The following is a 20,995-nucleotide window of genomic DNA, read 5'->3' as shown; positions in this document are numbered from 1 at the left end:
GCGCACTGATGGAATTTCTCTTTGCGCTTTGGCTGGGAACCCCGGCCTGGTTCTGGCTGTCCTTCCTCTTCCTCGTGATCGCGCTGACGGCGTTCGATCTGGGCGTGCTTCACAAAGAAGACCGCGAAATGGGGATTGGAGAGAGCCTAAAGCTCTCGGTCTTCTACATCAGTATCGCGCTGCTGTTCGGCGCCTGGGTCTGGTATGCGCGCGGCCCCGAGTCCGGCATGCAATATTACACCGGGTTCTTCATCGAAAAGGCGCTGTCGATCGACAACGTCTTCGTTATCAGCCTGATCTTCACCTATTTCGCGATCCCGCCCAAATATCAGTACCGGGCGCTGCTGTGGGGCATCATAGCGGTGATCGTGCTGCGCGGCCTGATGATCGCGGGCGGCGCCGCGCTGGTGAACGAGGCCTATTGGGTGCTCTATCTGTTCGCGGCTTTCCTGATCTTCACCGGGATCAAGATGTTCTTCGCCGGGGACGAGCCCATGGATGTGGCGAACAACCGGGCGGTGAAGTTCATTTCACGCCATATGCGCGTCACGCCGGACCTGCATGGCCAACATTTTTTCGTGAAGGCGCCGGATGCCCGCACGGGAAAGGTGGTGACGTCGGCCACGCCCTTGTTCCTGGCGCTCGTCGTCATCAATCTTGCCGATCTCGTTTTCGCGGTGGACAGCGTTCCGGCGATCTTCGCGATCACGACAGACACCTTCATCGTTTATACGTCGAACATCATGGCCATCCTCGGCCTGCGGGCACTCTACTTCGCGCTCGCCGCGATGGTGCACCGCTTCCATTATCTGAAATATGCGCTGGCAGCGGTTCTCGTCTTCATCGGGGCGAAGATCTTCGTTGCCGACTTCCTCCTGGGTGGCGACAAGTTTCCGCCCGTGCTGAGCCTCGGCGTCACCTTCGCGCTGATCGCTGCCGGGATCGCCTATTCGCTTTTGAAAACCAGAGGGCAACCGGAGCCCGACTGGCCCACCGACGGGCAATGAGGCACGCCCACACCGGGGAGCGATCGTTGAGGCTCTGTCACGAAAAATTCACGGGCACTTTTCCGAAACCGGAAACCATTGCGCGGCAATTCGGGCGCACGGTCCATCTTGCGGGGAGCAGTGTGCGTGCGTGTGTTGATGGTTCTTCTGGGCTTGGCCGGCGCAGCGCCGGCGACGGCTGCGACAACATGGCCCGAGGCGGCCTCCGGTGCGCTGCGGGCGGCGCAGGCGATGCCGCGTTCGGCGGTGGTGCGGCATGCGACCTGCGTTGCCCGGGTACGCGTTGCCGTGGACGGCAACGGCCTCATCACGCGCTACGACATCGTGAAACCATGTGCGGAGCCGATCCTCACGCGCTCCACCGATGAGCTGTTCTTCAAGGTCGGCCAGCTACCGCCGCCACCTGCACGGCGCCCGGCGAGCCTTGAGATCGAGGTGCGCTGGCCGCCAAAGGGCTGAGCGCCATTGAGCGCGGGCGCGGGCACTGCTAATCCGCCGCTATGAGCACCAGCGAGCCCGGCAAAGAGCCCAAGGAAAAGCGTTCCCTCAGCAACCTGCAATTGCTCTGGAGCTTTGCGCGACGTTACCCCCTGCAGGTGACGGCGTTCTTCGTCTCGCTGTTCATCGCGGCGCTCGCGACGCTGGCGATTCCGCGCAGCTTCCAGCGTATCGTCGACAACGGCTTCGGCGCGGAAACGGACGCGACGATCGCACCCTATTTCTACGGTATGCTCGGCGTTGTCGCCGTGCTCGGCATCGCGACGGCGGTGCGCTTCTATTACGTGTCGTGGCTCGGCGAGCGGGTCGTGGCCGATCTACGGCAGAGCGTCCATGCCAATCTCCTGACGCTCGATCCGGCCTTCTTCGAGGAAAACCGCCCCTCCGAGATCGCCTCGCGGCTGACCGCGGACACGTCGATCATCGAGCAGGTGGTGGGCACCAGCCTTTCGATGGCGCTGCGTAACACGATCCTGGGTATCGGCGGCGTGATCTACCTGTTCACGATCAGCCCGAAGCTGACCGGCATGCTGCTGCTCGGCATCCCGCTTGCCGTGTTGCCGATGGCGCTGATGGGGCGCCGCGTTCAGGCGCTGTCGCGCAGTTCGCAGGACAGTGTCGCGAGTGTCGGCACCATCATCAGCGAGGTGCTCGGCGCGATCCGGATCGTGCAGGCCTTCACGCAGGAACGGAACGAAGCCGAACGGTTCACGCGGGCCGTGGAATCGACATTCGCGGCGGCCAGGCGGCGCATCCGTATGCGCGCGCTGCTGACCGCGATCGTCATCACCATCATTTTCGGCGGCATCACGATGGTGCTGTGGGAAGGCGCCACCGACGTGATCGACGGGGTGATGACGGGCGGCGAGATCACCGCGTTCGTGCTGACCGCCGCGATCGTGGCGGGCGCGTTCGGCGCGCTTACCGAGGTTTACGGCGACGTGATGCGCGCGACAGGCGCGGCGGGTCGCATGATGGAACTGCTCAATTCCGTGCCGCAGATCAAGGCGCCGGCAAACCCCGTGGCGCTTCCGCAGCCGCCGGTGGGCAGCGTGACGTTCGACCGTGTCACCTTCCGCTATCCCACACGGAAGGAAACGGCAGCGCTCAGTGACTTCTCTCTGGACATTGCCCCCGGTGAGACCGTGGCCGTCGTTGGGCCTTCGGGTGCCGGCAAATCGACATTGTTCCAGCTGATCCAGCGTTTCTATGACCCCGAGAGCGGCGCCGTGCGGGTGGACGGCGTATCGCTGCGCGACGCGGACCCCGCCGCCGTGCGCGGGCGCATCGCAATGGTGCCGCAGGAAAGCGTGGTCTTCGCCGAGAGCGCCTACAACAATATCCTCTATGGCCGCCCGGATGCGACCGAGGCCGAGGTGTGGGCCGCGGCAGACGCTGCGAACGCTTCGGAATTCCTGCGCGCAATGCCCAACGGCATCCACACCTTCCTCGGTGAAGCCGGGACGCGGCTTTCGGGCGGGCAGCGGCAGCGGCTTTCGATTGCGCGCGCCGTGCTGCGTGATGCGCCGATCCTTCTGCTCGATGAGGCCACCTCGGCGCTTGACGCCGAAAGCGAACGGCTGGTGCAGGAAGCACTGGAACGGCTGATGCAGGGCCGCACGACGCTGGTGATCGCGCACCGCCTTGCCACCGTGCGCGGCGCCGACCGTATCGTCGTGATGGATGACGGACGCATCGTGGGGCAGGGTCGGCACGACGAACTGATGGCGGGCGGCGGCCTTTACGCACGGCTCGCGCGCCTGCAATTCGAAGATGCGGCCTGATCGCGCGGGTCGCGCCGGAATTATATTGTAATTGATAATCGTTCTCGTTAACGCTGCCGCCAGGCAGAAACGGGATTGATTCAGCGCAGATGCACAGCGTGACGCCCAACAGGGTGGCGAAGAAAAGCCGCAAGGCGTTCTGGCTGAAACAGCTGCACACGTGGCACTGGATGAGTTCTGCCGTCAGCCTTGTCGGGCTGCTGCTGTTCACGATCACGGGGATTACGCTCAATCACGCTGCTGAGATCGAAGCAAAGCCCGTGATCGAAGAGCGCACGGCGCAGCTTCCGGCGGCGCTGCTGGGCGGCATCGCGCCGAAGGACGGCGAGGCGGAGCGGGCACCGCTGCCGGCACCTGTGGCCGCATGGGTTGCGGAGACATTTTCGGTGAAAGCCGTGGGCGAGGCGGAGTGGTCGCCTGATGAGGTTTACCTCGCGCTGCCGCGCCCCGGCGGAGACGGCTGGGTGGCGATCGACCGGGCGACGGGCGAGGTGACCGCCGAAAGCACCGACCGCGGCTGGATCTCCTACCTCAACGACCTCCACAAGGGCCGCAATTCGGGCACGGCGTGGAAGTGGTTCATCGACATTTTCGCAGGCGCCTGCCTCGTGTTCGCATTCACCGGCCTGATCCTGCTGCAGCTTCACGCCGCGAAGCGCCCGAGCACGTGGCCGATCGTGGGGGTGGGGCTGCTCATCCCCGTCCTCATCGCCTTGATTTTCATTCACTGAAGGGTGTCAGAATGCAGCTTTCCACGCGTATCGTGATGACCGGTGCCGCTTTCGCAGGGCTGGCGGCGCCCGCCGCCGCGCAGAGCATCGACCTCACCGTCACCATCCCGCGCCTCAGCGTCGCGGAATATCACCGGCCCTATGTGGCGATCTGGCTGGAGAAGACCGGCGCGTCCGCGAAGACGCTCGCGGTCTGGTACGACCATGACATGCGGGACAACGAGGGCACCAAGTGGCTGCGCGACGTGCGCCAGTGGTGGCGCGCCTCGGGCCGGGGACTGAGCTTCCCGGCGGATGGCATCACCGGCGCTACCAAAGCACCGGGCACGCACAAGGTGAGCTTCGGCGCGGATGCGCTCGGGACGCTCGAAGCCGGGCAATATACGCTGCTGGTGGAGGCCGCGCGCGAGGTGGGCGGCCGCGAGCTGGTGAAGTTGCCGTTCAGCTGGCCGCCGAAAGCCGGAGCCAAGGCCGATGCAGCCGGTTCGACCGAGCTGGGCGCTGTCAGCGCCGTCTTCAATCGCTGAAAGGACAAGACCCATGAAAACCGGAATCCTGCGCGCGCTCGCCATCTCAACAGCGCTGTTCAGCGCGACCGGCGCCCAGGCGCATCGTCAGTGGATGCTGCCGTCGTCGACCGTGCTTTCTGGCCAGTCGAGCTGGGTGACGGTGGATGCCGCCGTCTCCAACGACCTGTTCTATTTCGAGCACCAGCCGGTGCGGCTCGGCAACGTGAAGGCGTGGGCGCCGGACGGCAGCGAGGTGGCGCTACAGAACGCGTCGACCGGTCGCTACCGCAGCACCTTCGATGTCGAGCTGAAACAGCAGGGAACGTACAAGATCGCGAACGCCGGGGGCGGCATCTTCGGCAGCTACAAGGAAGGCGGCGTCGAGAAACGGCTTCCGCGCGGCGCTTCGGTGGCTGACATCGAGACGCTGATTCCGGCAGGTGCGACAGACGTGAAGCTCTCCGAAAGCCTGAGCCGCAACGAGATCTTCGTGACGCTCGGCGCGCCGACGGAGACGGTGCTGAAGCCGAGCGGCAAGGGGCTTGAGCTGGTGCCGGTGACGCATCCAAACGACCTCGTTTCAGGTGAGGCGGCGACGTTCCAGTTCGTGATCGACGGCAAACCCGCCGCCGGGATCGAGATCGAGGTCGTGCCGGGCGGCATCCGCTATCGCGACCAGCTCGGGCAGATGGACATGAAGACCGACGCCGAGGGCAAGGTGACGATCACGTGGCCGAACCCGGGCCTCTACTGGATGAGCGCGGAGGCGAGCGATGCGAACGTCAGCGTGAAGGGCGCCCAGCAGCGCCGCCTCGGCTACGTCTCGACGCTGGAGGTGCTGGCGCCCTGACCGCGCGGATACTCGTCCCGAAGGCGCTCTCCGCCGCGGCCTTCGCGCTGCGGGAGCCTGCGGGGTATATTGCAACGCTTTCCGGCGAGACGATGGGGACGCGCTGGTCGGTGCGGCTTGTCGTGACTGCGCCGCGCAAGATTGCGGATGTCGGCGCGGGGGTGCAGGGCGCGCTGGACGGGGTCGTTGCGGAAATGAGTACGTGGGAGGCGGCGTCCGACATCAGCCGGTTCAACCGCGCGGCGGTTGGGGCGTGGCAGGCGATGCCGCCGGGTTTTCTGACCGTGCTTTCCACAGCGCTCCGGATCGCGGGGGAGAGCGGGGGGGCGTTTGATCCGACGGTCGGGGCGATCGTGGATGCCTGGGGGTTCGGCGCGGCTGGGCCTGTTGCTTCCGTGCCCGATACTGAGACGACCGAGACGCTGTGTCGCGCGGGCGGTTGGGGGCGGGTGGAGTGTGATACGCTGCTGCAGCGGGCGCGGCGGACCGGTACGCTTGCGCTCGACTTTTCGGGGATCGCCAAGGGGTTCGGGGCGGACCGTGTGGCAGCTTGGCTGAAGAGCCAAGGGTTCCGGCACTTCCTTGTCGAGGTGGGCGGCGAACTCGTGGGCGAGGGCGTGAAGCCCGATGGGCAGCCGTGGTGGGTGGACATCGAGATGCCGCCGGGCGCGGCGCTGCCGCCGCTGCGGCTTGCGCTGCATGGCCTCTCCGCCGCGACGTCAGGCGACTATCGGCGCTGGTTCGAAGCGGACGGCCAGCGCTTCGCGCACACGATCGACCCGCGCAGCGGCAGGCCTGCAGAGGGGGTTGCCTCGGTGACGGTGCTCCATCCCGAGTGCATGTGCGCTGATGCTTATGCGACGGCGATCGCGGTTCTGGGTGCAGAAGAGGGGCTTCGGTTCGCAAACCGCCTCGGCCTTGCCGCGCATATCATCTCTCGCGATGGCGGCGAGGCGATGAACCTTGCCTTTACGGCGATGCTCGACTGATCACCCCTGCAGAACGAAGGGAATTTCGACGGTGCCCCGGACGGCAACCGCGACGCCGTCGCGGATCGTAGGGGACCAGCGCCAGTGACGGACGGCGCCGAGCGCGGCGCGGTCGAGCCGATCGTAGCCGCTGCTCTTTGCCAGGTGGATATCGGCGACGTTTCCGTCCGTGCCGAGCGTCAGCGCCAGAACGACGATGCCCTGCTCGCGTTTGCGGCGCGATTCGAGCGGATAGGCGGGCGGCTTTGCGGAGATCATGGTGGCGCCGAGATCGTCGGCGACAAATGTCGGCGGCGCCGCCGGGCGCGGCGCGGGCGGGGCCTTGATCGCCACGGGCGCCGGCGGCACGGCCAGCGGCTGATCGGCGGTTGCGACGATCGGAGGCGTGTCGCGCGCGAACTCGACCGCGGGCGGCGGCACGTAGATTTCAGGCTCGGCAAGCTCGGGCGGCGGCGGCGACTCACGTGCGGGCGGGGGCGCCGAGAGATCGAGCAGATCCATCGCCGTCTGCACAGTGCGAGGCGGGATCACCTGCGTGCGGATGAGCACCGCGCCAAGCGCGACATGAAGACCGGCGACGACGAGCAGGGCACGCCAATCGAGACGGCCCGGCTGGTAGCCGTCCGCGCCTGCCGTCGGCAACCGCTCTGGAAGGCCGATCCGTACGGGCGCCGAGGTCGCCGATACGCGCTCGTGAAACACGATATCGTCGAAACTATCATCTGTGCTGCGTGCGTGAACCGTATGCATCCGAACGCCCCGTTACCGTGCTTTCAAGCCACGCGTGGTCTATAGGGCCTCAACTAATGCAAATCAATCGCATTATTGATTGCGCACGTGCGTCAGGTCGTCGCCCAGCGGCGGAGGAGATTGTGATAGACGCCGGTGAGCTGGATGATCGCGGCATCATCGTGCCCGCGGTCCTGCGCAATTGTCTGGATCGCCGTATCGAGTTCGAACAGCGAGCGGCGCGCTTCCCCGTCGCGGACCATCGACTGAATCCAGAAAAAGCTCGCGGTGCGCTTGCCGCGCGTGACGGGCTCGACACGGTGCAGGCTGGAGGCGGGGTAAAGGATCATGTGCCCGGCGGGCAGCTTTACCTGCTGGACGCCGAACTGGTCCTCGATGGTGAGCTCGCCGCCGTCGTAAGCATCGGGATCTTCGAGGAAGAGCGTTGCCGAGAGGTCGCTGCGGATGCGGAATTCGGTGCCGCGCTGGATGCGAATGGCGTTGTCGATGTGGACGCCGAAGGTCTGGCCGCCCTCGTAGCTGTTGAACAGTGGAGGATAGACCTTGAGCGGCAGCGCGGCAGCGATGAACAAGGGCGCCTTGCCGAGCGCATCGAGGATGATCGTGCCTGCCTCCCGCGCGGCGGCGCCGTCTTCGGGAAGCTGCATGTTGCGCTTGGCGAGCGCCGACTGGTAGCCGGAAGTGACGTTGCCATCGACCCACTCGGCGGCATCGATGATCGCGCGGACACGGGCGAGCGCCTCTGCATCGAGCACGTCAGGAATTGCGATCATCATTTGTGTGAAACCGATCTTCGTTGGACCTAGCGAAACATCAGCATCGCATAATGCTGGTGGGCAAGAGCGATCCCCCTGAACCGCTCTTGCCCCTAGCCCATGCTCAGAAGCTGTAGAACAGGCTGAGCACGGCCGACCGCCCTTCGCCCGGCGTGGCCCAGCCGTTGTTGCGGATGCCGGTGTAGTACTTCTCGTCCGTGAAGTTCTGGACGTTGAGCTGCGCGGTCAGGCCGTTGCCGAACGGATAGGCGAGGAACGCGCGGTGCGTCATCCAGTCCTTCGCCTTCGTGAGCGGCGTCACCGTGTTCGAAAGCACGAAGCTGCCCTGATAGGTGAAGCCGTAGCCGACCTGCAGGCCGAACGGGAGCGTGTAGGTCGTGAACAGGCTGCCCGAGTGCTTCGGCGTGTTGGTGAGCGGATTGCCGGCCTGCGCGTCAGTGAGCGGGCAGGTGATCGCCGTGCCGCCCGGGGGCGTGAACGTCGCGCCGGGATTGGCGAGGCAGTAGTTCGAAACGCTCTGCTTCACCTTGCTGTCGAGGTAGGTGTAGTTCGCGAACACGGCCCAGGCATCGGTGATGTTGCCCGAGGCGCCGAGCGCGAGGCCGTCGACGCGGCTCTGACCATCGAGCACCTGAAGCGTGCCGAGCGTCGGGTCGTTGCTCGCCACCGGATAGTTGGTCCGCTCGTTGCGGAACAGCGCGGCGGTGAGCTGGAGCCTGCCGCCCACGAGGTCGATCTTGCCGCCGATCTCGTAGTTGACGGCCTCCTGCGGCGCGACGGTGCAGGGATCGAGGTTGAGGTTCTGCGCCGTCGGTGATCCGCAGCCGCTGCGGACGGAAGACCCGGCCGGCGTGCGGCTGTTGCCGTAGGCCGCGTAAAGGCTGGCGTTCGGCACCGGCTTGTAGACGAGGCCGACGCGGTAGCTGAACAGATTGTTATCCGACCGCTGCACGGTCCCGCGCGTTACTTGGCCGAAGGTCGCCCCCGGCGTGCCGACGATCTCGTCGACGCGGAAGTCCGATTTGTTGTTTTCCCAGCGGATGCCGCCGTTGATTTCGAACTGATCGGAGAGCTTGATGGCGTCGAAAAGATAGAAGGCGATGTTGCGCGTGTCGCCCTGCGAGAAGCGTGTCGGGATGTAGTTGATCGGCCCCCCGTAAATGGGATCGGGGTCTGAAATGTCGATCGGCGGCAGCGCGGGGTTCGGTGTCGCGCCGCCCGGATTGCGCATCGAGTTGCCGTTCGACAGGTCATAGTCTTCCTGCGCGTAGGAGGCACCGAGCGTGACCGTGTGCTCGATGCCGCCGGTATCGAACACGGCTTTCAGATCGAGCTGGTTGTAGAGCATCTGGTTTTCGGAGAAGCGCGAAACGCCGCGCGGGCCGGAGGGGTAATAGGTGCCGGGGACCTGGCCGTCAGCGCAGGGTGCGCCCGTGTAGAGCGTGCCGCTGTCGAGGCAGTAGGCGCCCTGCGGCGGGTTGACGACGAGGTTCTGCTCGACGCGCTGCCAGCGCGCGAGATTGCGGAGCGAAACGCGGTCGCTGAATTCATGAGCGAAGATCGCGGTTGCCTGATCGATGGTCTGCTTCTGGTAGTCGACATCCTTGTAGCCGTAGTAACCGCCGTAATCGGCGCCGGGGAACAGGCCGCCCACCGAGGCAGAGTAGGGCACGCCGTAAATGGGCGTGTTGTCGTCTTTCTGATGCACATAGAGCAGGGTCAGGCTGGTCGGGCCATCGATGCCGATGGTGACGGACGGCGCGATACCCCAGCGCTCGTAGCTGTCGAAGTCCCGCGCCGGGACGTCGTTCTCGTGGTACATGGCGTTGAGGCGCACGGCGACGAGGTCCGACAGGCGCAGGTTGCTGTCGACGGTGGCGCGGTAATAATTGTCCGTGCCGATGCCGCCCTGGACGACGGTGAGGTCTTCGCCTTTCGGGCGCTTGGTGACGAGGTTGATCGTGCCCGAAATCGAGCCCGCGCCGCTGTAGACCGAGTTCGCGCCGTTCACGACCTCGATCTGTTCGAGATTGAATGTGTCCGAGCGGCTATACTGCGCACTGTCGCGGACGCCGTCGATCTGGAGATCGGTGTCGGCGCTCTGGCCGCGCAGGTTGATCTTGTCACCATAACCGCCGCCGCCTTCACCCGCGCCGAAGGTGATGCCGGGAATGGTGGTCAGCGCCTCGCGCAGCGTCAGCAGGTTCTGCTGGCGGATCGTGGTGTTGCCGATGACGGTGATGCTCTGCGGCGTATCGAGGAGAGGGCGGACGTATTTGGGAGACTCGGCCCTCTCGACCTTGATCTCTTCTTCAATCGCAGTGCCGGTGACGGTGACGCCGCCGAGCTTCTGTTGCTGATCCTGTGCGTGCGCGGGCAGGGCGCTGGCGACGAAGCCGACGCAGGAAAGCGCGAGGAAGGCGGGACCGGCGACGGACGCGCGGGCGGCTGGTTCTGCAGACATTGGAACACCCCCAAACAGTTACAAGGTTTGGGCGTGTTATTGAGAGTGATTTGCAGAGTCAACGCTATTACGAGTCACTCGCAATAATTAGCCGAGTGCCTCGGATTGTTCCGCAAGTTCAAGCCAGCGGTCTTCGCAGATGGCGAGGCGGCTGCGGGCGGCGTCGAGCGCGGCGGAAATTTTCATGAAGCCGTCTGGGTCGCGCGTGTAGAGCGCGGGGTTGGCGAGACTTTCCTCGTGGCGGGCGATCTCCGCGTGCAGAGCGTCGATCTCGCCGGGGAGCATGTCGAGTTCGCGCTGATCCTTGTAGCTGAGCTTGGTTCGGGCGGTACGCGGGGCCTCCGCGGCCGGGGTGCTGCTCGGCTTCGCGGCGGTGCGCTGCGTGCGCTTCTTCTCCCAGTCTGCAAAGCCGCCCGCGACGACATCGGCGCGGCCGCTGCCGTCGAGGCCGACGACCATCGTGACGGTGCGATCGAGGAAGTCGCGGTCGTGGCTGACGATGAGCACGGTGCCTTCGTAGTCCGCGATCACCTCCTGGAGGAGGTCGAGCGTTTCGAGGTCGAGGTCATTGGTCGGCTCGTCGAGGACGAGGAGGTTGGAGGCGCGGGCGAACTCGCGCGACAGGAGCAGGCGGGAGCGTTCACCACCTGAGAGCGCGTCTACGGGCGCGTCGGCATAGGAGGGGTCGAACAGGAACTCCTTGAGGTAGCCGATGACGTGCTTCTTCTCGCCGCGCACATCGATCCAGTCGCCGCCGTCCGCGAGGATGTCGCGCACGCGTTTGCCGGGTTCGAGGAGCTTGCGCTGCTGATCGATGGTGATGCCCGCGAGCGTTTTCGCCCTCTTTACCGTGCCCGTATCAGGCGCGATCTCGCCGGTGAGGAGCCTCAGCAGGGTCGTCTTTCCCGCGCCGTTGGGGCCGACGATGCCGATGCGGTCGCCGCGCTGGATGCGGAGCGTCAGATCCTTGATGATCGTGCGGCCGTCGTAGCTTTTGCTGACGCCTTCGGCATCGATGACGATCTTGGCCTTGGCGTCGTCGGTTTGCAGGCCGAGCTTCGCCTTGCCGGCCTGACCGATCATGCTTGCCCGCTGCGCACGCATCTCGTGCAGCTTGGCGAGACGGCCCTGGTTGCGGCGGCGGCGCGCGGTGACGCCGCGCTGCAGCCAGTGGAGTTCGTCGCGGAGCTTCGAATCGAGCTTCTCGGCGGCGCGCGCCTCTTCGGCATAGACCTGCTCCGTCCACGCTTCGAAACCGCCGAAACCGATCTCGGCGCGGCGGATCTGACCGCGATCGAGCCAGAGCGACGAACGCGTGAGGCGGGTGAGGAAGGTGCGATCGTGGCTGATCGCGACGAACGCGCCCGTGTAGCGGCCGAGCCAGCCTTCGAGCCATTCGATCGCGGCGAGGTCGAGGTGGTTGGTCGGCTCGTCGAGCAGGATCAGATCCGGGTTTTCTGCAAGCGCGCGGGCGAGCGCGGCGCGGCGCCGTTCGCCGCCGCTCGCGGTTTCGGCGGCGCGGTCGAGATCGAGGCCGATCTGCTGAGCGATGGCATCCACCTCATGCGCCTCCGGGGCGCCCGGTCCGCGCATGGCGAAATCGCGAAGCGTCGCGAAGCCCGTGACCTTCGGGTCCTGCTCCAGCAGCACGATGTGCGTGCCGGGGCGGGCCTTGCGCTGGCCCTCGTCGAAATCGACGAGTCCGGCGATGAGGCGGAACAGCGTCGTCTTGCCCGCGCCGTTGCGCCCGATGAGCGCCAGCCGGTCGCGTTCCCCGATGAAAAGATCGAGGCCGCGCAGCAGCCAGCCCGTGCCTTGTACGAGGCCAATGGATTCAAGCGAGACAATGGGGGCGGACACGCGTTAGACTTCCGGTCGAGAGGAACGAGGGGGAGTTAGGGTGATTGCGGCGTCTGCGCAATATTCATGGGCTATTCACCGCGTGGGGGGTAATCGTGTCGGGTGGTCCCAAGGAATGAGTTCGCGTGTGAAGTTTCGTGTCGCCTTTGTCTGGCTTGCCCTTTGCGTCTCCGCGGCGACCGCGGCGCCCGCGCAGGCGCTCGATCCGAAGATGAAGGATCACGATGCAGCGCGCGCGGCGACGAAGAGCGGCGAGATTCGATCGCTCGGCGAGATCAAGAGCCGCGTCGGCAACCGCGTGGGCGGCGAGCTCGTCGGCAGCAAACTCGATATGGATCGGAAGCGCTACCGTCTGCGTTACCTGCGAGAAGGCTCGGTCGTCGAGGTGGACGTTGACGCCAAGACCGGCCATATCATCGATATAGACGGCAACTGAAAGTTTCCCCATGCGCCTGCTGATCGTCGAAGACGAACCCACGCTTGCACGCCAGCTTCGCGAGACGCTGGAAGGCGCCGGCTATGCGGTGGATGTCGCGAACGACGGCGAGGAGGGGCACTTTCTCGGCTCCTCCGAAAGCTATGACGCGATCGTGCTCGATCTCGGGCTTCCCGAGATGGACGGGCTTACCGTGCTCGACAAGTGGCGCAAGGCCGACATCGGCATCCCCGTGCTGGTGCTGACCGCGCGCGACAGCTGGTCAGACAAGGTGGCGGGGCTCGATGCGGGCGCGGACGACTATCTCGCCAAGCCCTTCCAGATGGAGGAGCTGATCGCGCGGCTGCGCGCGCTCATCCGCCGCTCGACGGGCAACGCCTCCTCCGAACTGGAGGCCGGCGACGTGCGGCTCGATACGCGCTCGGGCCGCGTTACGCTGAGCGGCACGCCGGTGCGGCTTACGGCACAGGAATACAAGCTGCTCGCGTATCTGATGCACCACAAGGGCAAGGTCGTCTCCCGCACCGAGCTGATCGAGCACATCTACGATCAGGACTTCGACCGCGATTCGAACACCATCGAGGTGTTCATCACACGCATCCGCAAGAAACTGGGCGCGGACCTCATCCAGACCATCCGCGGTCTCGGCTACAGCCTGGACGACCCGCAAGCTGCCTGAGGTGGCCGCTACCGCGCCGCGCGAATCCCGTTTCGGCCAGCTGTTCCGGCGCGGCTCGCTCAGCCGCCGTATGCTGGCGGTGTCGGCGCTTTGGATCATCACGCTGCTGCTGATCGGCGGATACGCGCTGGAACGCACGGTCGGACGCATCATCGTCGACGGGTTCGACGAGCGTCTGCGCAGCGTGCTCACCGCACTGATCGCGACCGTGGAGCTGGGTCCCGAGGGGGAAATCCGGCTGAATCGCTCACTGGGCGACCAGCGGTTTCAGGAGCCTTATTCCGGCCTCTACTGGCAGATCAGCATGGCGGGGCAGGAGCCGCTGCGCTCGCGCTCGCTCTGGGACCGCGCGCTGACGCCAAGCACCTTCGACGCAAGCAAGGAGCCGGTCGCCTTCGACAGCGACGCCTTCCAGGGGGAACGGCTGCGCATCGTGGAACGCGACATCGTTCTGCCCGACAGTCCGATCATGCTCCATGTGCAGGCCGCGCAGAACCGCGCCGAACTCGACCTCCAGCTCGCGCGCGTACGATCGACCGTGCTGTGGTCGCTCGGCGTGCTCGGCATCGGGCTGATCGGCCTCGCGGGGCTTCAGACCGGCTACGGCCTCTGGCCGCTGCGCCGCATCAGCGACCAGATCGCGGCGGTACGCAGCGGTGCGGCTCGGCGTGTTTCTTCCGATTTCCCCGCGGAAGTCTCCCCCATGGTCGCCGAACTCAACGAACTGCTGGATCATACGGAGGCGCAGGCGGAAGCCGCGCGGATGCACGCCGGCAACCTCGCGCACGCATTGAAGACGCCGCTCGCGATCGTGATGAACGAGGCGCAGGGTCAGACGAACCCGCTCGCGGACACGGTGCGCGGCCAGCTCGCCATCATGCGCCGCCACATCGATCACCACCTTGCCCGCGCCCGCGCTCTCGGCCGCCGCTCAGCGGTGAACGCGCGCGCCGAAGTGTGGCCCGCGCTCGAAGGCCTGCGCCGCGCAATCAGCCGCATCTATCCCAATGTCACGATCGACCTCGACGGCGACCGCGCGGCGGTGTTTCACGGCGAGCGCCAGGATCTGGAGGAAATGGCGGGCAACCTCATCGAGAATGCCGCCAAATACGGCGCAGGGCGCGTGTTCGTCTCAGTCTCGCGCACGGAAGGGCCGACGCGCTTTATCGAAATCCTTGTGGAGGACGACGGCCCCGGCATCGCGGAAACCGAGCGCGGCCGCATATTCGGCCGCGGCGCGCGGCTCGACACGGAAAAGCCCGGCACGGGCCTCGGCCTATCCATCGTGAAGGACGTCGCAGAAATCTACGGCGGCAGCATCAAGCTCGACAGCAGCGAGGATCTGGGCGGCCTTGCGGCCACGCTTCGCCTGCCGGCGGCGGTGTGATCCTTACTTCCTGAGACTTTCCAGGAGCTTCTTGCCGGCGTCGAGCGGGTTGGCGCGCAGCTTCGCCTCTTCGGCGCCGATATATTTGAAGATGCCCTTCAGCGCCTGATCGGTGACGCTGTCCGTCAGGCCGTCGCGGCTGAGGCCTGCGCCCGAGAGGAGCGAAGAGGCGCCGCCCAGCCTGTCCAGCTGATCGAAGGCGCCGACGTTGCCAAGCGCGGCGGCGACGAGCGGGCGGACCTTGGCGTGCAGGTCGGCGCCCGCGCTTTCCTCCAGATACCGGGTCGCGCCGTCGCTTTTCGAAACCACGCCGACACCGTCTTCCAGCGTCATATTATTGATCGCGCTGCGGAAGATCGGCTTGGCTTCCTTCGCAGCCAAACCGGCGGCGTCGTTCAGGCTTTTCGTGAGATTGCCGGTGAGGCCGGCCTGATCGGTGTATTTCAGCAGCTTGGAGGCCTTCTTGAGCGGCCCCGGCAGCAGGATGCGGATCGCCTTGTCGGCATAGAAGGCGCCGGGCTGGGCGAGCGTATCGAGCGCGCTGTCCGAAGCGTCTCCGAGGATGGACTTCACCGGCGCGCCGAAACCCTGCGCCGTGGCGGGCGAAGCGGCGGAAAGCGTGCCGACAAGCACGGTTGCCGCCAAAGCGGTGCGAATAAAAAGGCTGCCGGTCATGCGCTTTCTCCTCACCCAGTGCGCGAACAGCGTACCACAGCGCAGCCGGACGAGAAATCGCACGGCGCTTCATTCGGGCGAATGTCCCTTCGGCTGTTTTTTCGTGCCCTGATGCCGGAACGCGGACGATGGGCTATAGGTTGAGTGCTTGTGGCGCTCCCGCCCGCCTGAACGGAATTCGATGCGCCTCTCGATCGAAACGATGCTGGATTACCAGCTCACTGCGCCTGCCGACCTGCTGCTGGCGGTCGAGGTTGCGCAGATGCCGGACCAGATTCTCGTCAGCGACCAGCTGACGGTGCAGGGCGTCGAGGTGCTGACACCGGTGGCGGCGGAGGAGGCGCTGGGGCGCCGCACGTGGACGCACGCCGAAGGCCGGGTGACGGTGCATTACCGGGCCGAAGTGGATGTCGATCGGCCCACGCCTTCGCTCGGCGGGCTGAAAGCCGACGAGAAGCGGCATTTGCCCGCGCTCGTGGTGCCCTATCTCTTCCCGAGCCGGTACTGCGAGGCGGACCGGTTCGTCTCGCTGGTGGAGTGCGAGTTCGGCGAGCTTTCCGGCGGGGATCAGGTCCGCGCGATCGCGGCGTGGATCCGCGACCATGTCGATTACGTGCCCGGCGCCAGCAATGCCACGACCACCGCGGCGGATACGTTCATCGCCCGCCGGGGCGTATGCCGGGACTACGCGCACCTGATGATCGCCATGACACGCGCCGCAGGTACGCCCGCCCGCATGGTCGCCGCCTACGCATGGCAGCTGGAGCCGCAGGACTTCCATGCCGTGGTGGAGGTGTGGCTCGAAGGCCGCTGGCATCTGGTCGACGCGACGAACCTTGCGCCCTGCGAAGGCATCGTGCGGATCGGCGTTGGACGCGACGCCACGGACATCAGCTTCCTGACGATATTCGGCGAGGCGCAGCTGATCGCACAGCGCGTGGATGTGCGGCAGATCGGGTGAAGCACAGTGTAAAATTTCGTCTTACGTTTTCGCGTAAAGCAGCACGTTACGGGGAGCGCCGGGAAAACCTTTGCGGGAGTTACGCGCGGGCGTTCGTGCTACGTAAAGATCATCTGGTCCGTCCGGACCCGACTCATGGTCTCGTAGGTTATCGCTTCGCCGCCGCATGGGCGGGGAAGAAAGGGATACCCGGGACATGAGCATATTCGGCCGCATCAAGGACGCTATCTTTGGTCGCAAGGCAAAGGCCACGCCGGCTGCGCCTGCGAAGCCTGCCGCTCCAGTCGCGCCCACGGCGACAGCGCCCAAGCCTGCACAGCCTACACCCCCCGTTGCCCCGCAGCCGCTTAGCGAAGTCGATGTAGAAGCGATCCTCTCGGAGCTGGCCAGTGAGAACGGTCAGAAGCTTAACTGGCGGACATCTATCGTCGATCTGATGAAGCTGGTCGGAATGGATTCAAGCCTCGCCGAACGCAAAGAGCTTGCTCAGGAGCTCGGCTATACCGGCGAACTCAACGGCAGCGCAGAAATGAATATTTGGCTGCACAAGGCCGTCATGCGCGAACTGGCGAAGAACGGTGGCAAGGTGCCAGCGAACCTGACAGACTAGCTGTAGTCGGCAACTTCACGGCTCGGTGGCAAGTATGACCCGGCCACTGAACAGCGGGCGTGCTGGGCCGGTGTGGGAGCGAATGTGGGAACGCATCCCGCTATATCCCTATATTTTCCTGTAAATCCCGCAGCTTGCCGGGAATAGATGGATGCCCCGCGAGGATTCGAACCTCGATTGACGGAGTCAGAGTCCGTAGTCTTACCATTAGACGACAGGGCACCAATGGGCGGCGGGTGCCGCCCGATAGCGGTGGGCGTAATATGGGGGCGGCCGCCCAATGTCAAACGGTCTGATGCGGGCGGCACGTGCGCGGAGGTTGCGAATTTTTACAAAAGAGTGTTAGCCTCGCTTTCAAGTGAACGGTGGTGGCCTCTTCGGGCTTTCACCGTCTTGATTACAGGGCGACCATCATGCCTTTCGACGTGAATACCGCGCCCGACACGGGCGTTGCCGATTCCCCGCCCTTGCTGCGGGGCGAGACAGGTCAGACGCAGCGGCGCGCCTATGCCGCGCTCGACCTAGGCACCAACAACTGTCGTCTTTTGATCGCCCGGCCCGCGCGGGGCGGGTTTTATGTGGTGGATGCGTTCTCGCGGATCGTGCGGCTGGGCGAAGGGCTGATGGAGACCGGGCGGCTTTCGGACGCCGCGCAGGACCGCGCCGTGGCCGCACTGAAGGCCTGCGCCGAGAAAATCCGCCGCCGGGGCGTGTGGGTGAGCCGCAACGTCGCGACGGAGGCCTGCCGCCGGGCGAGCAACCGAGACGCTTTTGTGGACCGGGTGTTCGCCGAAACCGGCATCGCGCTCGACGTGATTTCGCCCGAGGAGGAGGCGCGGCTCGCCGTGCTCGGTTGCCGGACGCTGCTGGACCGCAGCGGCGGACACGCGCTGGTTTTCGATATCGGAGGCGGCAGCACCGAGATCATCCTTGTCGAGATCGGGGAGGGCGGGCGCGAGCGGATCGTGAGCTGGGCAAGTGTGCCGTGGGGTGTCGTTTCGCTCACCGAAACCGAGCTGACGCATTTCGAGACCATTGAAGAGCGCGCGGCCGCCTATGCGCGGATGACGGCGCGCGTGGCCGAGCATCTTTCGGCCGTGCGCGAAGACCTGCATCCGCCTTGCGGCCCGGAAGCGCTGCAGCTTCTGGGCACATCGGGGACGATCACGACGCTTGCGAGCCTGCACCTTGGCCTTGCGCACTACGACCGGCGCAGGGTGGACGGTTGCAACGTGCCCGCCGCGGCGCTTCGCGAGGTCGGCACGTCGCTCTCGCGCATGGCGCACGCGGAGCGTGCCGCGCTTGCCTGCATCGGAAACGAGCGCGCCGACCTTATCATCGCGGGATGCGCCATTCTTGATGCTATCCTTGCGATGTTTCCGGCGCGCGAGGTGTGCGTTGCCGATCGCGGTATCCGCGAGGGCATTCTGCGTACGCTGATGCGGCGCGACGGACACAGGCTTTAACATGACAAACGGTATCGGCGGCCGCTCCGTGGGCGGCAAAGTGCGGGTGAAGACGGCGCGCCGACGTTCGGCGGCCTCGACACGCTGGATCGAGCGGCAGCTCAACGATCCCTATGTGAAGGCGGCGAAATCGCAGGGGTATCGCTCGCGCGCGGCGTTCAAACTGCTGGAGCTTGACGAGAAATATCATTTCCTGCGCGGCGTGCGCCGTGTGGTGGACCTTGGCGCGGCGCCCGGCGGCTGGTGCCAGGTACTGCGCGAGAAGCACCCCAAGGCGGCGGTGGTGGGCATCGACCTTCTGGAGATGGAGCCGCTGGCCGGCGTGACCTTCCTGCAGATGGACTTTCTTGCCGATGAAGCGCCGGACGCGCTGAAAACCGCGCTTGGCGGCGCGGCGGACCTCGTGCTTTCAGACATGGCGGCGAACACCATCGGCCACAAGCAGACCGACCATCTGCGCACAATGGCGCTGGTGGAGGCGGGGCTTCATTTCGCGTGCGAGATTCTGGCGCCCGGCGGTACATTCGTCGCCAAGGTGCTGGCGGGCGGCGCAGACCATGCGCTTGTCGCAGAGCTGAAACGCAATTTCCGCACGGTGAAGCACACGAAACCACCCGCAAGCCGCAAGGATTCGTCCGAATGGTATGTGGTGGCGCAAGGCTTCAAGGGAACTGCGTTGCCTGGGGAGGGTTCGAGTGGCAGAGGCGCGGACGAAACCGACTTCGTGCAAGAGGAGAATTCATGAAACGTCAGCCTGCCGAATGGGCGCCGCACGCCGCGATCTGGACGGCGTGGCCCTCCGACGCATCGCTTTGGCAGGAAGACCTTGAGCCTGCGCAGGCCGAGGTCGCCGCGATGGTGGCCGCGATCATTGCGGATGGCGGAGAGCCCGTAGAGCTCCTCGTCGATGGTCCCGAGGCGGAGGCGAGCGCGCGGTTCGCATTGGCCGACCACCCCTCCGTGCGTATCCATCAGCGCAAGTTCGGCGACATCTGGCTGCGCGACACCGGGCCGCTGTTCCTTTCAGACGGCAGCGCGGCGGGCTTCCGCTTCAACGGCTGGGGCGGCAAATTCGACCTGGAAGGTGACGATACGGTCGCCGAGTTCGTCGCAGAAACGCAGGGCGTGCCGCTCGTACGCAACGACTGGGTGCTGGAAGGCGGCGGAATCGAGCCGGACGGCACAGGGCGCGTGGTGACGACGCGGCAGTGCCTGCTCAATCCGAACCGCAATCCGGATCTGTCGCAGGCAGATGTCGAGGCGCGGCTGGCCGCCGATCTGGGGCTCGATACGGTGATCTGGCTTGGCGACGGGCTTATGAACGACCACACTGACGGGCATGTCGACAACCTGGCGCGGTTCGTTGCCGAGGGCGTCGTCGTGGTGCCGGAAGCGGCGGGCGCGGACGATCCGAACGCCGAGGTTTATGCCGAGGCGCGGCGGACGCTGGAGGCCGCGGGGCTTGAGGTGAAGACGATCCCGTCGCCGGGTCTGCTGGAGGTCGACGGCGAGGCGGTGCCCGCGAGCTACATGAACTTCCTGATCACCAACAAGAAGGTGATCGTGCCGATCTACGGTCAGCCGAACGACGAAGCCGCCGTCGCGGCCGTGCAGGCGCTGTTTCCCGGCCGCACGGCGGTGGGGCTTCCCGCCAACCATATCCTGACCGGGGGCGGCTCCTTCCATTGCATCACACAGCAGGTTCCCGCGCTATGAGCACCATGAACGTTGCCGCGCTCCAGCTTCCGCTGGGGGGCGATATCGACAGCAATATCGCGCGGGTCAGCGAACTTGTGCGTGAAGCGGCGGGGAAGGGCGCGAAGATCATTCTGCCGCCCGAGCTCTTCGAAGGGCCGTATTTCTGCCAGGTGCAGCACGAGCGCTTCTTCGCGACCGCGAAGCCCCTGGGCGAGCACAAGGCCGTGGTGGCGATGCAGAAGCTCGCCGCCGAACTGAAGGTCTATATCCCGACGAGCTTCTTCGAGGCGGACGGGCCGCACTTTTACAACACGCTCGCGATGATCGACGACAGCGGCAAGGTGATGGGCATCTACCGCAAGAGCCACATCCCGGACGGCCCCGGCTATACGGAGAAGTTCTATTTCCGCCCCGGCAACACCGGCTTCAAGGTGTGGCCGACGAAGTACGGTACCGTCGGCGTCGGCGTTTGCTGGGACCAGTGGTACCCGGAAACCGCGCGCGCGATGATGCTGATGGGCGCGGACGTGCTGTTCTTCCCCACCGCGATCGGCGACGAGCCGGCGTCGGAAGAACTCGATACCTCGCGGCTGTGGCGGCGGGCGATGATCGGCCATGCGGTTTCGAACGTCGTGCCGGTGGTCGCCGCGAACCGCATCGGCAGCGAGGACGCGATGAGCTTCTACGGGCACAGCTTCATCACCGACGAACGCGGAGACTTCCTTGCCGAATTTGGCGCCCAGGAAACGGGCGTGCTGACGGCAGAGATCGATATCGACCGCGTGAAGAAGCACCGCGCGACGTTCGGGTTCTTCCGGGACCGGCGGCCGGAGCTTTACGGGCGGCTGACGCAGGATATCTGAGC

General features: G+C 65.5%; 21 protein-coding genes and 1 tRNA gene. 16 read left to right on the top strand and 6 right to left on the bottom strand.

All coding sequences use genetic code 11. The features are described 5' to 3' along the window. Positions 1 to 8 precede the first annotated feature (8 nt). The 7 genes from DFR51_RS08495 (at position 9) to DFR51_RS08465 (ending at position 6,368) form a co-directional block, all read left to right on the top strand. Entirely contained in the window at positions 9 to 1,007 is a 999-nt protein-coding gene (locus DFR51_RS08495; protein ID WP_121049226.1) for a TerC family protein, read from the top strand. A 126-nt stretch (positions 1,008 to 1,133) separates the two neighbouring features. After that, the gene (locus tag DFR51_RS08490; RefSeq protein ID WP_126494840.1) at positions 1,134 to 1,466 is read left to right on the top strand and encodes a hypothetical protein; all 333 of its coding nucleotides are present in this window, start codon (positions 1,134 to 1,136) and stop codon (positions 1,464 to 1,466) included. Positions 1,467 to 1,507: 41 nt separating this feature from the next. Further along, positions 1,508 to 3,289: an ABC transporter transmembrane domain-containing protein gene (locus tag DFR51_RS08485; RefSeq protein WP_121049220.1), complete on the top strand. Its 1,782-nt coding sequence runs from the start codon at positions 1,508 to 1,510 to the stop codon at positions 3,287 to 3,289. Between the two features lie 89 nt (positions 3,290 to 3,378). After that, on the top strand, positions 3,379 to 4,020 hold the full coding sequence (locus tag DFR51_RS08480; protein WP_121049217.1) for a PepSY-associated TM helix domain-containing protein: 642 nt from the start codon (positions 3,379 to 3,381) through the stop codon (positions 4,018 to 4,020). An 11-nt stretch (positions 4,021 to 4,031) separates the two neighbouring features. Then, entirely contained in the window at positions 4,032 to 4,547 is a 516-nt protein-coding gene (locus tag DFR51_RS08475; RefSeq protein WP_121049214.1) for a DUF2271 domain-containing protein, read from the top strand. Between the two features lie 13 nt (positions 4,548 to 4,560). Continuing rightward, on the top strand, positions 4,561 to 5,379 hold the full coding sequence (locus DFR51_RS08470) for a DUF4198 domain-containing protein (protein WP_121049211.1): 819 nt from the start codon (positions 4,561 to 4,563) through the stop codon (positions 5,377 to 5,379). Between the two features lie 92 nt (positions 5,380 to 5,471). Then, entirely contained in the window at positions 5,472 to 6,368 is an 897-nt protein-coding gene (locus DFR51_RS08465; RefSeq protein WP_121049209.1) for an FAD:protein FMN transferase, read from the top strand. Here DFR51_RS08465 and DFR51_RS18775 read toward each other — a convergent pair whose 3' ends face one another. From DFR51_RS18775 to DFR51_RS08440, 4 genes are all read right to left on the bottom strand, one after another. Next, positions 6,369 to 7,118: an energy transducer TonB gene (locus DFR51_RS18775; RefSeq protein ID WP_126494838.1), complete on the bottom strand. Its 750-nt coding sequence runs from the start codon at positions 7,116 to 7,118 to the stop codon at positions 6,369 to 6,371. A 92-nt stretch (positions 7,119 to 7,210) separates the two neighbouring features. Next, entirely contained in the window at positions 7,211 to 7,894 is a 684-nt protein-coding gene (locus tag DFR51_RS08450) for a Fe2+-dependent dioxygenase (protein WP_121049200.1), read from the bottom strand. 103 nt (positions 7,895 to 7,997) lie between these two features. Beyond that, positions 7,998 to 10,358 (bottom strand): TonB-dependent receptor, encoded by a 2,361-nt coding sequence (locus tag DFR51_RS08445; protein WP_121049197.1) that lies wholly within the window; start codon positions 10,356 to 10,358, stop codon positions 7,998 to 8,000. Between the two features lie 87 nt (positions 10,359 to 10,445). Then, on the bottom strand, positions 10,446 to 12,218 hold the full coding sequence (locus DFR51_RS08440) for an ABC-F family ATP-binding cassette domain-containing protein (protein WP_121049194.1): 1,773 nt from the start codon (positions 12,216 to 12,218) through the stop codon (positions 10,446 to 10,448). 127 nt (positions 12,219 to 12,345) lie between these two features. Between DFR51_RS08440 and DFR51_RS08435 the strand changes: the two genes are divergently transcribed. The 3 genes from DFR51_RS08435 to DFR51_RS08425 are packed head-to-tail and all read left to right on the top strand — an operon-like array spanning position 12,346 to position 14,720. Next, positions 12,346 to 12,654 carry a PepSY domain-containing protein gene (locus tag DFR51_RS08435; protein WP_126494836.1) on the top strand — a complete coding sequence of 103 codons (309 nt, stop codon included), beginning with the start codon at positions 12,346 to 12,348 and terminating at the stop codon, positions 12,652 to 12,654. 10 nt (positions 12,655 to 12,664) lie between these two features. After that, positions 12,665 to 13,333 carry a response regulator transcription factor gene (locus tag DFR51_RS08430; RefSeq protein ID WP_121049188.1) on the top strand — a complete coding sequence of 223 codons (669 nt, stop codon included), beginning with the start codon at positions 12,665 to 12,667 and terminating at the stop codon, positions 13,331 to 13,333. 1 nt (position 13,334) lies between these two features. Next, positions 13,335 to 14,720, top strand: a complete 1,386-nt coding sequence (locus DFR51_RS08425) for a sensor histidine kinase (protein ID WP_243446552.1) — start codon at positions 13,335 to 13,337, stop codon at positions 14,718 to 14,720. A gap of 3 nt (positions 14,721 to 14,723) precedes the next feature. Here DFR51_RS08425 and DFR51_RS08420 read toward each other — a convergent pair whose 3' ends face one another. Beyond that, positions 14,724 to 15,395: a DUF4197 domain-containing protein gene (locus DFR51_RS08420; RefSeq protein WP_121049185.1), complete on the bottom strand. Its 672-nt coding sequence runs from the start codon at positions 15,393 to 15,395 to the stop codon at positions 14,724 to 14,726. A 181-nt stretch (positions 15,396 to 15,576) separates the two neighbouring features. Here DFR51_RS08420 and DFR51_RS08415 point away from each other — a divergent pair, with 181 nt between their 5' ends. Then, positions 15,577 to 16,356 carry a transglutaminase-like domain-containing protein gene (locus tag DFR51_RS08415; protein WP_121049182.1) on the top strand — a complete coding sequence of 260 codons (780 nt, stop codon included), beginning with the start codon at positions 15,577 to 15,579 and terminating at the stop codon, positions 16,354 to 16,356. Between the two features lie 196 nt (positions 16,357 to 16,552). Then, entirely contained in the window at positions 16,553 to 16,966 is a 414-nt protein-coding gene (locus DFR51_RS08410; RefSeq protein ID WP_121049179.1) for a DUF3597 domain-containing protein, read from the top strand. Positions 16,967 to 17,114: 148 nt separating this feature from the next. On the opposite strand, the gene DFR51_RS08405 is transcribed toward DFR51_RS08410, so the two are convergent. Continuing rightward, positions 17,115 to 17,188, bottom strand: a tRNA-Gln gene (locus DFR51_RS08405). 191 nt (positions 17,189 to 17,379) lie between these two features. On the opposite strand from DFR51_RS08405, the gene DFR51_RS08400 reads away from it, so the two are divergent. From DFR51_RS08400 to aguB, 4 genes are read left to right on the top strand one after another with little or no spacing between them, the layout of a single operon-like run. Beyond that, on the top strand, positions 17,380 to 18,432 hold the full coding sequence (locus DFR51_RS08400; RefSeq protein WP_121049176.1) for a Ppx/GppA phosphatase family protein: 1,053 nt from the start codon (positions 17,380 to 17,382) through the stop codon (positions 18,430 to 18,432). Position 18,433: 1 nt separating this feature from the next. After that, entirely contained in the window at positions 18,434 to 19,177 is a 744-nt protein-coding gene (locus tag DFR51_RS08395) for an RlmE family RNA methyltransferase (protein WP_121049173.1), read from the top strand. After that, a complete protein-coding gene (locus DFR51_RS08390; RefSeq protein ID WP_121049170.1) occupies positions 19,174 to 20,148 on the top strand; it encodes an agmatine deiminase family protein in 975 nt (324 codons plus the stop codon). The genes DFR51_RS08395 and DFR51_RS08390 overlap by 4 nt, the downstream gene beginning before the upstream one ends. Next, positions 20,145 to 20,993 carry an N-carbamoylputrescine amidase gene (gene aguB, locus DFR51_RS08385; RefSeq protein ID WP_121049167.1) on the top strand — a complete coding sequence of 283 codons (849 nt, stop codon included), beginning with the start codon at positions 20,145 to 20,147 and terminating at the stop codon, positions 20,991 to 20,993. Before DFR51_RS08390 ends, aguB begins: the two co-directional genes overlap by 4 nt. Positions 20,994 to 20,995: the final 2 nt, after the last annotated feature.

The organism is Sphingosinicella microcystinivorans, from assembly GCF_003634215.1.
GTDB classification, from domain to species: domain Bacteria; phylum Pseudomonadota; class Alphaproteobacteria; order Sphingomonadales; family Sphingomonadaceae; genus Sphingosinicella; species Sphingosinicella microcystinivorans.
This window is presented reverse-complemented; position numbering and strand designations above follow the sequence as displayed.